The following is a 14,449-nucleotide window of genomic DNA, read 5'->3' on the forward strand; positions in this document are numbered from 1 at the left end:
CCAGTTCCAGTATAGGCTCGAATAAAATCTCGACAAGTATTGGGATCAATACCTGAGTCTGTAACTTGAATGGCCCAGAACAGGGCCTGCTCAGGCTGCGGGCAGGCTCTGGTGAATACGTAAGGATAGATCGACGGCCTGTACATGTTTGGTCAGAGCCCCGGAAGAGATATAGTCCACCCCGGTGTCTGCCAGTTCTTTCAACCTGTCCAGGGTCACATTGCCCGACACCTCCAGCTTTGCCTGGCCGGCATTGCGGGTCACCGCAGTGCGGATATCCTCGAGACTAAAATTATCCAGCATTACGATATCGACACCGGCAGCCAGAGCCTGGTCCAACTCCTGCAGATTCTCCACTTCCACTTCGACCGGCTTGTCCGGATGCTGGTGCCTGGCGCTCTGTACGGCGGCGTCGATTGAGCCACAGGCCAGAATATGATTTTCCTTGATCAGAAACGCATCGAACAGGCCAATGCGGTGATTCCTGCCGCCACCACAGGTGACGGCGTATTTTTGCGCCGCACGCAGGCCGGGCAGGGTCTTGCGGGTATCCAGGATACGGGTAGAGGTGCCACTCAGCGCTTGCGCATAGGTGGCCGCCAGGGTAGCGGTGCCACTTAATGTCTGCAGAAAATTCAAGGCGGTGCGCTCACCCGTGAGGATAATGCGGGCAGGCCCGGTCAAACGGAACAACTTGCCGTTGGCAGGGATGCGGTCGCCATCATTGGCAAACCAGTGGACGCTGACCTGGGCGCCCAGTTGCCTGAACACTTCCTCTACCCAGGCCTGACCGGCCAGTACACAGTCCTCGCGACTGATAACGTCTGCCACGACCTGTTGACCGGCCGGGATCAGGCTGGCGGTGATGTCGCCCTGTGCACCCAGGTAATTCAGGTCCTCGTCTAACGCCGCCTGTACATTTCTGACTATTTCACTTGTTAAATCCAGCATTCCGCCTGTCCAATTCTGTTTTTCACCTGTCACTGGTCAGATACAACCACTCGCCTGACTGCCTGAAATCAACCTGTTGCAGGGCGCTCATCCCCAGCAATATCTCGTCTGATTGCATACCCGGATTCAGGTTGGCGCGTATGTCATGCAACTGAATATCGCCAATTTCCAGTTGTTTAATCTCTGTTCTGGCAACCTGGACCAGCCCGTTGGCTGTGGATACCGTCTGCACCGCGCCGGGTTCCAGTCCCAGTTGCCGGGCAAGATGCATGGGCACAGATACATGGGTGGCACCTGTGTCCAGTAAGAAGATGACCGGTTCGTCGTTTATAAAGCCGCTGGTGACATAATGTCCCTGGCGGTTGCGTTTAAGTTTAACTTCCACCGATTGATCTTGTCTGACGCTGTGGGGGTCAGGGTTGGGGTTAAACTGCTCGGCAAGCTGCCGGTCAAACATCAGGGTCAGCAGGCCCAGCCCACTAATCCAGGCCAGCACCCACATCCAGCGACCCATGCTGTTGTTGCCATTGTCCGCCAAACCTTCCCGCCCCTGTTCTGCATTGCCAAAGGGCTGATATAGTACCTAAAACTGTGGTTAAGGTTAACGTATGTTTGACGAGCTGGGCTTTTATTCATTTGCGTTGCAACGAGTATCGCCCCATTTCAACGCCAGGCCGGCAAACGCCAGCATCAGTTTGCTGGTGGTACACAATATTTCCTTGCCGCCGGGGGAGTTTGGTCACCCATATATAGATGAGTTATTTATGGGCACCCTGGATTGCCAGGCCCATCCCTTCTTCCGCGATTTACAGGGGCTGCGGGTATCCAGCCATTTTCTGATCAGGCGGGATGGACAGGTTGTACAGTATGTCTCCACTCTGAGCCGGGCCTGGCACGCGGGTCAGTCGGTTTTTCAGGGACGCACCGATTGCAATGACTTCAGTATCGGCATAGAACTGGAAGGCACCGACCGGCTTCCTTACAGCACCGACCAGTACCATAGCCTGGTGACATTGAGCCGGGCAATCATGCACACTTATCCCGCAGTCACATTGGGTCGAATTGTGGGCCATACTGATATTGCACCGGGCAGAAAGACAGATCCGGGGGTGGCTTTTGATTGGGCGGGTTTCCGGCAAAGAATAAGGACAGAGGCATGACGCTGATAAGTTTGTTACTGGTGCTGGCCATTGAAAGGGCAACCCATAAAACCCGACACTGGCAAGCCGACTTCTATTTCCAGAAGTATCTTGGTCTGTTGGAGAAAAAACACCTGCTCACCCACGACAGTCCGCTGGTTAACCTGCTGGCCATGGTCATACTGCCTCCTTTAGTTATCTGGCTTCTTCTATACCAGTGGCATGCCCCTTTTATCAGCCTGGTGATCAACAGCCTGATTCTGATGGTTTGTATCGGCTGTCCACAGCGCCGGGAGCAGTACAGGGGTTATCTGGACGCCGCCAACCGGGGGGACACGGAAGCGGCCAATATTTACGCGGAGCAATTAGGTTATCCCTGTCAGACAGGCAACAGCCTGGGGCAATGCCTTGCCTGGATAAACTATCGCCACTATGCGGCACCCGTCATCTGGTTTATTGCTTTTGGCGGGGCGGGAGCCCTGCTGTACGTGCTGGCCAGGCAGTTTTTGCACTATCTGGCCCAACAGCGGCATCCCTTGACCGATAAATGGCAGCAAGTCATGACATTGATAGACTGGATCCCTGCCAGGGTGAGTACGCTGGGCCTGCTGGTGGTCGGCCATTTCTCAAAGGCGACACCTATCTGGCTGGGATATCTGGGTGACACGGAGGTTTCCTCCCGTCAACTGGTCACAGAGGTGGCACGGGCTGCCGAATACGTGGAGCCTGGAGATATCGGCTGCACAGACGAGCCCTGCACTATGGTGCGTCTGATGAAGCGCAATATGATGTTTATCCTGGTCGCAGTGGCTGTGCTGACGCTCGGTGGAATGCTGCGCTAAAAGGGACCAATGACACTCTGCGACTGATGCCGGGTGGCCGGCCATGTTTTGTCACTAACAGGCTCCAACGTCGTGGCAGCCGGCTGAATAAAATTGGTCTTACCAATTTATTCGCATAAAGATGCTATAACCCGCTAGGTTTTATGCACATATTCCAGCCTTTCTTAAGATAATAATCTTTATTTTACCTTAACTGACTTTTGCACTATGCTAATAGGTTAATTGGTATTACCATTTTTGTCTGACGGTCCTATGCAACGAATTCGCGCCAAGAAATTGTCCGATGTGATCCTGGAACAGCTTGAGTCCATGATCCTGGACGGTAATCTGGCAGCGGGACAGAAGTTGCCTTCCGAGCGGGATTTGGCGGAGCAGTTTGCCGTGTCCAGGCCGTCCCTGCGTGAGGCGATTCAAAAGCTGGAGGCCAAAGGGCTGGTTCAGCGCAAACAAGGCGGCGGCACCTTTGTGCAGACCAAATTGGCGCTACTGGAGAACGCACCGCTGCTGGATCTTATTGCCTCAAGGCCCGAATCCCAGTTTGACTTGCTGGAATTCCGTTTGGCCCTGGAAGGCATGGCGGCCTATTACGCGGCCCTGCGTGGTACAGAGGATCAGATTCAGGCCATTCAAGAGGCCTTTGCCGAGGTGAGGGCGGCGCAGCGTCAGGAGCCGCGGGACATTCTTCTGGAAGCAGCAACGCTGGCAGAGTTTTACCTGCAGATGATGCAGGCCTCTCACAATATGGTAATGCAACATATTTTCCGGGGATTAAAGCCCCTGCTACAGGACAACATCAGGCGTAACCTGGAGGTGCTGTCGACTTACCCCGAGGTAAGTGAGCAGATAGACAGACAAAGGGTGAAAATACTGGATGCCATTGTCGCCAGTGATCCTGAACAGGCCAGGCTGGCCAGCAATGAGCATTTAGCCTTTATCGAAGAGACTTTGCTCAACATCAACCGGCAGAACACCAATATGCAACGCTCCTTGCGTCGCATTGAGATGCCAGAATAACCTAAAACTCGAATCTCGGCGGATAAAGCAGTCATATGCACTATCTTTATCCGATGGCCGAATTCAGCAATGAAAGGAAAGCGCTATGGCAGAACAGATGAAGCCAGACGTGGATCCACGGGAAACACAAGAATGGCTCGAATCCCTCGAGGCGGTACTGGAAAATGAAGGCACAGAGCGGGCCCACTTCCTGCTTGAATCTCTGATTGAAAAGGCCCGCCGCAATGGGGCCCATCTGCCCTACACGGCCACCACAGCCTATGTGAATACCATTCCCGCAGGCCAGGAGCCCACCATGCCGGGCGACCAGAGTATTGAGGCGAGGATTCGCAGCGCGATTCGCTGGAATGCCCTGATGATGGTCGTGCGCGCTTCCAAGAAAGACCTGGAGCTGGGTGGCCATATTTCAAGCTTTGCGTCCTCTGCCATGCTCTATGATGTGGGGTTCAACCATTTCTTCCGCGCCCCCAATGATCAAGATGGCGGGGATTTCCTGTTTATCCAGGGCCATGTGTCTCCCGGTATTTATTCCCGAGCCTTTATTGAAGGACGCCTGAGCCAGGAACAACTGGATATGTTCCGTCAGGAAGTGGATGGCAGGGGCCTCTCTTCCTACCCGCATCCCAAGCTGATGCCTGATTTCTGGCAGTTCCCGACGGTTTCCATGGGCCTGGGGCCCATGCAGGCCATCTATCTGGCCCGATTCCTCAAATACCTGACGGATCGTGGATTGAAAGACTGCTCCAACCAAAGGGTATGGTGTTTCCTCGGCGACGGCGAGTGTGATGAGCCCGAAAGCCTCGGCGCCATTGGCCTGGCCGCGCGCGAAGGGCTGGATAACCTGACCTTTGTGGTGAATTGTAACCTGCAGCGTCTGGATGGTCCGGTGCGGGGCAACGGCAAGATTATCCAGGAACTGGAAGGCACGTTCCGCGGCGCCGGCTGGGAAGTCTTCAAGGTGATATGGGGTCGCTACTGGGATCCTCTGCTGGCCCGTGACACCAAGGGCAAGCTAATTGACCTGATGAACGAGACCGTGGATGGCGAATATCAGAATTACAAAGCCAAGGGCGGCAATTACACCCGTGAGAACTTTTTTGGCAAGTATCCTGAGCTGAAGGAGATGGTGGCCAATATGTCTGATGAAGACATCTGGCGCCTGAACCGTGGTGGTCACGACCCGGTCAAGGTTTATGCGGCCTACAAACGCGCCACGGAAACCAAGGGACGTCCCCAGGTGATCCTGGCCAAGACCGTCAAGGGTTACGGCATGGGTGCAGCAGGGGAAGGTAAGAACATCGCCCACCAGGTAAAGAAAATGGACATGGATGCCATCAGGCATTTCCGGGATCGTTTCAATATTCCTGTGTCCGACGACAAGCTGGCCGACCTGCCCTATTTCCGCTTCGAAGACGACAGCGCAGAAATGAAGTACCTGCGTGAGCGTCGTGAAGCCCTCAAAGGCTTTATGCCGGTGCGCAAGCCAAGCAGCTCCGAGAGTCTGCCGGCTCCTTCACTGAAGGCCTTCGAGTCCATTACCAAGGGCTCCGGGGATCGCGAGATCTCCACCACCATGGCCTTTGTGCGCGTGTTGACCGCCATGCTGAAGGACAAGGAGATCGGCAAACGGGTCGTACCCATTATTCCCGATGAGGCCCGGACCTTCGGTATGGAAGGTTTGTTCCGTCAGGTAGGCATTTATTCCCACCACGGACAGAAGTACGAGCCTCAGGATGCGGATCAGGTGGCCTATTACCGTGAAGACAAGAAAGGCCAGGTGCTGCAGGAAGGGATTAACGAGCTGGGCGCCATGGCTTCCTGGCTGGCGGCCGGTACGTCTTACTCCATCAATGACCTGCCGATGATCCCGGTGTATATCTACTATTCCATGTTCGGCTTCCAGCGGGTAGGCGATCTGGCCTGGGCCGCCGGCGACAGCCAGTGCCGTGGCTTCCTGGTCGGCGGTACAGCCGGTCGGACTACTCTCAACGGTGAAGGTTTGCAGCATCAGGACGGTCACAGCCATACCCAGGCTGCGCTGATCCCCAACTGTATCAGCTACGATCCGACCTATGGTTATGAAGTTGCGGTGATAGTGCAGGACGGCCTGCGCCGCATGTTCGAAGAGCAGGAGAACGTCTTTTATTACCTGACCGTGATGAATGAAAACTATGTCCAGCCACAGATGCCCAAGGATTGCGAGGAAGGCATTATCAAGGGCATTTACAAGCTGGATGAAGTGAAAGCAGACAAGGCCAAACATAAGGTCAAACTGCTGGGCTCAGGTACTATCCTGCTGCAGGTGCGCGAAGCCGCCAAGTTGCTCAAGGATATGTATGGCATCAGCTCTGAGGTATACAGCGTGACCTCTTTCAATGAGCTGGCGCGCGAAGGTCTGGATTGCGAGCGTTACAATATGCTGCATCCAAGCGACAAGGAAAAAGTGCCTTATATCACCCAGGTGTTGTCAGCCGGCGCTGAGGGGCCAACCATCGCAGCCACAGACTATATCAAGGCCTATGTTGATCAGGTACGCGCCTTTGTCCCCGGCCCATATAAAGTACTGGGAACGGATGGTTTTGGCCGTTCCGACAGCCGCGCCAATCTGCGTCGCCATTTCGAGGTGGATGCGGCCTATATAGTGGTAGCCAGTCTCCACGAGCTGGCCAAATCCGGCGCCATCGACAAGAAGCTGGTGACGGAAGCCATCAGCAAATTTGGTATCGATGTCGATAAGATCAACCCGCTTTACGCCTGATAAGGAGAGTCCAAGCATGTCAAATACAAAAGATGTACTGGTTCCCGACGTAGGTGGGGAAGAAGTCGAAATCATCGATATCTGTGTGTCAGTCGGAGACGAAGTCCAGGCCGAAGACTCTCTGATCACAGTGGAAAGCGATAAGGCCAGTATGGATATCCCCGCGCCTTTTGCCGGCAAGGTGGCCGAGATCCTGGTGGAAACCGGAGATAAGGTCGGCGAAGGCAAACTGATTATGAAGTTCGAGACATCGGATAACGCTGACGCTGAGCCTTCCGATTCAGAGCAGGATAAAGGGGATAAACAGCAGGAAAAGTCCGACGACGGGCAGAAAGCCGAGTCCGGGGGCAAAGCCCAAGGGTCTGATAAGCAGGAAGAAGACAAAGAAGCTAAGAGCAAGTCATCCGGTAAAACCGGGATCATAGAAGTCAAGGTACCGGATATCGGCGACGCATCTGAGGTCGAGGTAATTGAGATCCTGGTATCGGAAGGGGATGAGATCGAGGAAGAAACCGGTCTGATCACCCTGGAAACCGACAAAGCCACCATGGATGTGCCTTCGCCCAAGGCCGGCAAGGTCAAAGCGATCAAAGTCAGCACCGGCGACAAAGTCTCCGAGGGCTCTTTGATCCTGATGCTTGAGGTGGAAGGCGAAAGCGCTGATAAGAAGGAATCAGAGGATAAGGCTGAGAACGACAAGAAGACTTCAGAAAATGGCAGCCAGTCAGCTGACAAGGAAAAGCAGGACAAAGACGCCGGGGAAAAGACTGCCAAGAGCAAGTCTTCCAGCCAGTCCGGTGTGATTGAAGTCAAGGTGCCGGATATTGGCGACGCGTCCGAAGTCGAGGTGATTGAGATCCTGGTCTCGGAAGGGGATGAGATCGAGGAGGAAACCGGCCTGATCACCCTGGAAACAGACAAGGCCACCATGGATGTGCCTTCGCCCAAAGCCGGTAAGGTAAAAGGGATTAAAGTCAGCACGGGCGACAAAGTATCTGAAGGCTCATTGATCCTGATGCTGGAGGTTGAAGGAGACAGCTCCGAGGCCGAAGAGTCGGATGCGGCAGAGTCAGACGACAAGGCCCAGAAAGACAGCGGCGACAGCCAGAACAAGGAGCAAACCGGCAAGTCCGACAGCGGTACAGCCGCCAGTGGCTCCAAGCCGCCGCCGGTGCCTCATCATCCTTCCGCAGGGGAAAAACCCAGCAGCGGCAAAGTGCATGCCTCCCCTGCTGTGCGCAGACTGGCCCGTGAGTTTGGTGTGGACCTGGGGCAGGTCAAGGGCAGTGGCCGTAAGGACAGGATCCTTAAGGAAGATGTGCAGTCGTACGTGAAGTATGAGTTGTCCCGGCCCAAGATGACAGCCGGTGCAACGGTGGCGTCCGGTTCAGGTGGCCTGCAGGTCCTGGCACCGCCAAAAGTGGATTTCTCCAAATTTGGTGAAGTAGAAGAGCTGCCGCTGACCCGCATTCAGAAGATTTCCGGCCCCAATCTGCATCGCAACTGGGTGACCATTCCCCATGTGACCCAGTTTGAAGAAGCGGACATCACTGAGCTGGAAGCTTTCCGCAAACAGCAAAACCAGATTGCCGAGAAGAAAAAGCTGGGAGTCAAGATCACCCCGCTGGTCTTTATTATCAAGGCGGTGGCGGACGCGCTCAAAGCGCATCCGGTGTTTAACACCTCGCTATCTGAGTCGGGCGAGACCCTGATCCAGAAGAAGTACTATCATATCGGCATTGCGGTGGACACACCGGGAGGCTTGGTGGTGCCCGTGGTTCGTGATGTGGATAAAAAAGGCATCCATGAACTGTCCGAAGAACTGGGCGAGATCAGTAAAAAGGCTCGTGACGGTAAGCTCAAGGCCGCTGACATGCAGGGCTCATGCTTTACCATTTCAAGTCTTGGTGGAATTGGCGGTACGGCCTTTACGCCTATTGTGAATGCGCCGGATGTGGCCATTCTGGGCGTGTCCAGAAGCGAGATGAAGCCTAAGTGGAACGGCAAGGAGTTTGAACCCAGACTGATGCTGCCGTTGTCACTGTCCTATGATCACCGTGTTATCGACGGGGCGGTGGCAGCCAGATTCGCTGTGCATTTAAGCGATGTGCTGGGTGATATCCGCCAGATGCTGCTGTAGCAAAGGACGCAATAAGACGGCTTTCCGGGGTCGATGATATCGGCCCCGGCGACCGAATTAATTCGGCCCTACATTTTGCTTCTCGGCAACCGGCTAGGTAAAATCCGCCGGTCTGATAGAAATAGAACTGATTAAAATTTTACCCTGAACGATTGAGGTCACTAATGAGCGAGATTAAAACGCAACTGGTTGTGCTGGGAGCAGGACCGGGTGGTTACTCCGCCGCTTTTAGGGCGGCGGACCTGGGCATTGAAACAGTTATTGTTGACGCCCGCGAAACGCTGGGTGGAGTCTGCCTGAACGTGGGCTGTATTCCTTCCAAGGCACTCCTGCACGTGGCGAAAGTGATCGATGAAGCCAGAGATATGGCCGATCACGGCATCAGTTTTGGTGAGCCGAAAATCGATTTGGACAAGGTTCGTTCCTGGAAAGACTCAGTGGTGGGACAATTGACCAAAGGTCTGGCCGGCATGTCCAAGATGCGTAAGGTCAAGCACGTTCAGGGTTATGGCAAGTTCACCGGCAAGAACAGCCTTGAAGTGGACGGGCCGGATGGCAAGACCACCATCAAGTTTGACAACGCCATTATTGCCGCAGGCTCCGAGCCGGTGACCCTGCCCTTTATTCCCAAAGATGATGAGCGGGTAATAGATTCCAGCGGCGCCCTGGAAATGAAAGATATTCCAGAGAAGATGCTGGTACTGGGTGGCGGTATCATAGGTCTGGAAATGGGCACTGTCTATAAGGCTCTGGGTTCACAGATCGACGTGGTGGAATTCCTCGACCAGCTGGTACCGGCTGCCGACAAGGACATCATCAAGGTGTACCAGAAGTACATCAAGGACAAATTCAACGTGATGCTGGAAACCAAGGTCACCAACGTGGAAGCCAAGGACGATGGTCTGTATGTCTCGTTCGAAGGCAAACAGGCGCCGTCCGACCCGGTTCGTTATGACAAGGTACTGGTCGCCGTCGGCCGTCGCCCCAATGGTGGACGTGTGGATGCCGACAAGGCCGGCGTCAAGGTCGATGACAAGGGTTTTATCAGCGTCGACAAACAGATGAAGACCAATGTGGATCACATCTACGCCATCGGCGATCTGGTTGGCCAGCCCATGCTGGCCCACAAAGCGGTGCATGAGGGTCATGTTGCGGCCGAAGTGATCGCCGGCAAGAAGCATTATTTCGACCCCCGCTGCATCCCGTCCGTGGCTTACACGGATCCGGAAATCGCCTGGGTCGGCCTGACTGAGAAGGAAGCCAAGGAGAAAGGGGTCAATGTTGAGACAGCTACCTTCCCCTGGGCGGCTTCAGGACGTGCCATTGCCTCTGCCCGTACCGAAGGTATGACCAAGATGATCTTTGATAAAGACAGTGGTCGTGTTGTCGGCGGTGCTATCGTGGGTATCAATGCCGGTGAAATGCTGGGTGAGATCGGACTGGCCATCGAAATGGGCGCTGACGCCGAAGATGTGGCACTGACTATCCATGCCCACCCGACGCTGAACGAGTCCATCGGGCTGGCGTCAGAAATTTTTGAAGGCAGCATTACCGATTTGCCCAACCCCAAGGCAAAGAAGAAATAACGATGCCTATTGATAAAAAAGGCGCCTGATGGCGCCTTTTATGTCCAGGGATGGACGGTATGCAGGCGTGGCCGGGAACATATCGCCTCTGTCCTGTACAGGGTTATTTCTTTTCCACCAGTACCGACAGTTTCGGTAGGCCGGCCTTGGTTGCCTGGTCGAGTACCGCGACCACTATCCCGTGCTTCGTCTCCTCATCAGCCTGAATCACTGCAGAATCTGTGTTGTTTTCGGCCAGGAAACTTTGAATATTCGCCTCGACCCGTTGCAGATCTATCTGCCGGCCGTTCATAAAGATCATGCCGTTGGCATCTATCCTGATAGACACATTCTTACTGGGTTTATTGCTTTTCTGTGCATCATCCGGTCGGTTGACGATCAGGCCTTTTTCCTTTACGAAAGAGGTCGTCACAATAAAGAAAATCAGCATGATAAAGACAATGTCCAACATGGGCGTCATATCGATATCGGCATCTTGGGTTTCAAACTTATGTTTTTTCTTCATGACAGGGGTTCCTGAACGTCATATCACTGCTCCAGATAGGTAATTTATTCCTGAGAAGGAATAAAAGTCAGTATAGACAAAGAATTGCCGGGTCTGGGTAAAAAACGCACAATCAGATCCGAAAACATAAAAGTTTACAAAGTGTGACAATTTCCTCTATCCGCCTTTTGCCGTTTTGACACTCTGGCAGTAGACTGGTTGCGCTTTGGTATCCGCAACCTTCGGCGTCGCTGCCGGGTTGTTTGACAGGCAGTCCATCCCATCAAATACCTGCATGTGTTTGCTCGGATGGAGTGCTTTTTTGCGCCAGGATACCCGCTGTAATCCCATTAACAGGAAAACTATTATAATGATGAAGTCTAACCTCATAGCCCTTGGCGTCGCCGCCGCACTGGGCCTGGTGGCCTGCAAACCTGCCCCGACGACAGACACACAAACAGAACAAAAGACCGCACAACTCTCGGAACACAAAGTATCCGGTATCGATGTCTCGGCCATCCATATGCAGACGCGTCCCCAGGATGATTTGTTCCGCCACGTGAATGGCCAGTGGTTGTCCACTACCGAAATACCGGGTGACAAGTCCCGGTACGGTGTTTTCAATATTCTCCATGATAACACCCAGGAACAGCTCAAGACGCTGATCCAGGAAGCCGCCGGGCAGACAGCCTCTGAAGACAGCAATAACCAGAAACTGGGCGACATGTACAACAGCTTCACGGACATGGAACGCATCAATGAGCTGGGCCTGAGCCCCCTGCAGCCTGACCTCCAGTCCATTGCCGCCGTCAGCAGCCATTCCGAAGTGGCAGGTAAGATGGGTGAGCTGTTTGCCCAGGGTGTGCAATCCCCCTTTGGTTTTTATGTATACCCCGATGCCAAAGACCCCAATACCTACGGTATGTGGCTGTACCAGAGCGGACTGAGTCTGCCGGACCGCGATTACTACTTCAAGGAAGAGGAAAAATTCCAGAACTTCCGCGCATCCCTTAAGCAATATATTGCCGATGTGCTGGGCAAAGTCGGCCATGAGGATGCAGAGGCGGCTGCCGCGCGTATTCTGGCTCTGGAAACCCGTATTGCTGAGAAACACCTGTCCAGGGTGGAAAGCCGCGATGCCGAGAAGAATTACAACCTGCGCCAGACTGAAGAAGTGCAGAGCCTGCTAGACGGATTTGACTGGCAGGCCTATGCCAGTGCAGGGGGCCTGGAGAATGTCGACAAGATGATTGTGCGTCAGTTGCCATACTTCGAAGCCATGGGGGAGATATTCAGCAGCACGGACGTACAAACCTGGAAAGACTATCTGACCTACCATCTGGTGGACAGTTATGCACCGCAGCTCGATCAGCAAATGGTCGACCTGCATTTCGATTTCCATTCCAGGACCCTGAACGGCATCCCTGAGCAGCAGCCACGCTGGAAACGGGCGGTTAATGCCACCAGCAACGTGCTGGGGGAGGTACTGGGTCAGCAGTATGTGGAACGTCATTTCACCCCACAGGCCAAGGCTAAGATGGATGAACTGGTGAAGAACCTGATCAGGGCCTATGGCGAGAGCATCAAGGGACTGGACTGGATGACCGACGAGACTAAACAGGCTGCACTGGAAAAACTGTCCAAATTCAACCCCAAGATAGGCTACCCGGATAAATGGCGGGATTACGCCAGCCTGCAGATCGATCCCGCAGATTTGGTCGGCAACTACAAGCGTTACAACGCCTTTGAGCAGGACTATTACGTGAAACGCATCGGTCAGGCCGTGGATCCGACGGACTGGGGAATGACCCCTCAGACCATCAACGCTTATTACAGCCCGACCCGTAACGAGATCGTCTTCCCCGCGGGCATCCTGCAGCCGCCGTTCTTCAATATGGAAGCGGACGATGCCGTCAACTACGGGGCCATCGGGGCGGTGATTGGCCATGAAATCGGCCATGGTTTCGATGACCAGGGTTCCAAGTATGACGGTGACGGTAATCTGCGTAGCTGGTGGACTGAAGCCGACCGGGCGGCATTCGATGCCCTGGGTAAAAAGCTGGTCGCCCAGTTCAACGCCTTTGAGCCCATCGAAGGCCAGCATGTGAACGGTGAACTGACCCTGGGTGAAAACATCGGGGATCTGGCTGGGGTGACCATAGGCTACAAGGCTTACATGATGTCTCTTGAAGGTCAGGAAGCGCCGGTGATCGACGGTCTGACCGGCCAACAGCGCTTCTTTATGGGCTATGCCCAGGTCTGGCGCTCCAAGATGCGAGACGATGCCCTGCGTGCACGGCTGCTCAGCGACCCCCACTCGCCGGGCGAATTCCGCGTCAATGGTATCGTACCTAACGTGGATGCCTTCTATCAGGCCTTTGATGTCAAAGAAGGGGATGCCATGTACCTGAAACCTGAAGACAGGGTCAGCATCTGGTAAGGCTTCCCTAAGGGACGAAGGGAGAGGTGGCACAACGCCTCACCTTTCGTTTTTCTTCTTTGGAGAAGAACATGAAATTCTGGCGTAACTGGCACAAATGGCTGGGGTTGTTGCTGGGCATCCAATTGTTGTTTTGGATCAGCGGCGGTGTGGTAATGACCTCTATCCCCATTGATATGGTCCGTGGTGCCCATCTTTTAGATAAACATCAGTTGGACAAAGAATTTGTCCCTGAACAGCTGAACTTGCCTGTCAGTCAGTATTTGTCCCTGAGATGGGTACCCCATCCGCAGGGCGTGGCTGTTGAGGCGACGAAGCTGGACGGAGAACGCACCTGGCTGGACCCTGCTACTGCAAGCCCGCTGAATCAGTTAACTGAACGACAGGCGGCGGAGTATGCGGCCAGTCAATATCTTGGCAAGGGACAAGCCCGGCAGGTCAGCCTGCTCAACAGCATGCCAGGTGAAGTAAGAAACCTGTCCGCCCCGGTTTACCGTGTGGATTTTGACGACTGGATTCACACCAGTTTTTATCTGCATCCCGTATCCGGACAGATACTCTCCGTCCGCTCGGATCTGTGGCGACTCTTTGATTTTTTCTGGATGTTGCATATCCTGGACTTCGAAGCGCGGGAGGATTTTAACAACCCGTTACTGATCAGCTTGGCATTTGTTGCCTGGTTGTTTACTCTAAGCGGGTTTGTGATGTTGTATCACAGCCTGGTCAAGCCAAAATGGCGAAAGTGGCAATACCAAAGAGCGGCAAAGTCTTGAGAATCCTGGTCCACATACTGATGATGTTGATACTGCTGACGGGGATGCAACCTGTCGGTCAGACCATGCCGTCTGTGGAGCAGGATGCTCAAATGATGCAGATGGATCATGGCTGCTGTGATGAGCCAGAGTCAATGGAAGAGGCCTGCTGTGAGGGCTGTGACCAGTTTCATTGTTCCTTCAGCATTTCGTCGGTGGCATTGACTGGTGCATCAGACCGTCCCCCCGCCACCTCCGGACAGGGAAGCTATCTCTCTGGAGCATTCCATCCACTAGCCAATTTACCTGCGGATCTCTTTCGTCCCCCTAGAGCCTGAATAAG

General features: G+C 54.1%; 12 protein-coding genes. 9 read left to right on the forward strand and 3 right to left on the reverse strand.

The window, feature by feature from the left end; genetic code table 11:
- Nucleotides 1-90: 90 nt before the first annotated feature.
- Together nadC and J0A66_RS02655 are read right to left on the reverse strand one after the other, a co-directional pair.
- Nucleotides 91-951, reverse strand: coding sequence for a carboxylating nicotinate-nucleotide diphosphorylase (nadC, locus tag J0A66_RS02650; protein WP_206572209.1), 861 nt, complete (start codon nt 949-951; stop codon nt 91-93).
- Nucleotides 952-973: 22 nt separating this feature from the next.
- Complete coding sequence (locus tag J0A66_RS02655; RefSeq protein ID WP_206572338.1) at nt 974-1,453, reverse strand: retropepsin-like aspartic protease family protein; 480 nt, start codon at nt 1,451-1,453, stop codon at nt 974-976.
- Between the two features lie 106 nt (nt 1,454-1,559).
- Here J0A66_RS02655 and ampD point away from each other — a divergent pair, with 106 nt between their 5' ends.
- The 6 genes from ampD to lpdA all read left to right on the forward strand — a co-directional run bounded on the left by ampD (nt 1,560) and on the right by lpdA (nt 10,430).
- Nucleotides 1,560-2,111, forward strand: a complete 552-nt coding sequence (gene ampD / locus J0A66_RS02660; RefSeq protein WP_206572210.1) for a 1,6-anhydro-N-acetylmuramyl-L-alanine amidase AmpD — start codon at nt 1,560-1,562, stop codon at nt 2,109-2,111.
- A complete protein-coding gene (gene ampE, locus J0A66_RS02665) occupies nt 2,108-2,932 on the forward strand; it encodes a beta-lactamase regulator AmpE (protein ID WP_206572211.1) in 825 nt (274 codons plus the stop codon). Before ampD ends, ampE begins: the two co-directional genes overlap by 4 nt.
- A gap of 252 nt (nt 2,933-3,184) precedes the next feature.
- The gene (locus J0A66_RS02670; RefSeq protein WP_206572212.1) at nt 3,185-3,946 is read left to right on the forward strand and encodes a GntR family transcriptional regulator; all 762 of its coding nucleotides are present in this window, start codon (nt 3,185-3,187) and stop codon (nt 3,944-3,946) included.
- A gap of 85 nt (nt 3,947-4,031) precedes the next feature.
- Nucleotides 4,032-6,704: a pyruvate dehydrogenase (acetyl-transferring), homodimeric type gene (gene aceE / locus J0A66_RS02675; RefSeq protein ID WP_206572213.1), complete on the forward strand. Its 2,673-nt coding sequence runs from the start codon at nt 4,032-4,034 to the stop codon at nt 6,702-6,704.
- Nucleotides 6,705-6,720: 16 nt separating this feature from the next.
- Nucleotides 6,721-8,844, forward strand: a complete 2,124-nt coding sequence (gene aceF / locus J0A66_RS02680; RefSeq protein ID WP_206572214.1) for a dihydrolipoyllysine-residue acetyltransferase — start codon at nt 6,721-6,723, stop codon at nt 8,842-8,844.
- 164 nt (nt 8,845-9,008) lie between these two features.
- Nucleotides 9,009-10,430 carry a dihydrolipoyl dehydrogenase gene (gene lpdA, locus J0A66_RS02685; protein ID WP_206572215.1) on the forward strand — a complete coding sequence of 474 codons (1,422 nt, stop codon included), beginning with the start codon at nt 9,009-9,011 and terminating at the stop codon, nt 10,428-10,430.
- Nucleotides 10,431-10,533: 103 nt separating this feature from the next.
- Here lpdA and J0A66_RS02690 read toward each other — a convergent pair whose 3' ends face one another.
- Nucleotides 10,534-10,935, reverse strand: coding sequence for an ExbD/TolR family protein (locus tag J0A66_RS02690; RefSeq protein ID WP_206572216.1), 402 nt, complete (start codon nt 10,933-10,935; stop codon nt 10,534-10,536).
- A 349-nt stretch (nt 10,936-11,284) separates the two neighbouring features.
- Between J0A66_RS02690 and J0A66_RS02695 the strand changes: the two genes are divergently transcribed.
- The 3 genes from J0A66_RS02695 (at nt 11,285) to J0A66_RS02705 (ending at nt 14,444) form a co-directional block, all read left to right on the forward strand.
- Nucleotides 11,285-13,354 carry a M13 family metallopeptidase gene (locus J0A66_RS02695; protein ID WP_206572217.1) on the forward strand — a complete coding sequence of 690 codons (2,070 nt, stop codon included), beginning with the start codon at nt 11,285-11,287 and terminating at the stop codon, nt 13,352-13,354.
- A 71-nt stretch (nt 13,355-13,425) separates the two neighbouring features.
- A complete protein-coding gene (locus J0A66_RS02700; protein ID WP_206572218.1) occupies nt 13,426-14,127 on the forward strand; it encodes a PepSY domain-containing protein in 702 nt (233 codons plus the stop codon).
- Nucleotides 14,124-14,444 (forward strand): hypothetical protein, encoded by a 321-nt coding sequence (locus J0A66_RS02705; RefSeq protein ID WP_206572219.1) that lies wholly within the window; start codon nt 14,124-14,126, stop codon nt 14,442-14,444. Before J0A66_RS02700 ends, J0A66_RS02705 begins: the two co-directional genes overlap by 4 nt.
- Nucleotides 14,445-14,449 lie beyond the last annotated feature (5 nt).

The organism is Bowmanella dokdonensis, assembly GCF_017254865.1.
Taxonomy (GTDB): Bacteria; Pseudomonadota; Gammaproteobacteria; order Enterobacterales; family Alteromonadaceae; genus Bowmanella; species Bowmanella dokdonensis.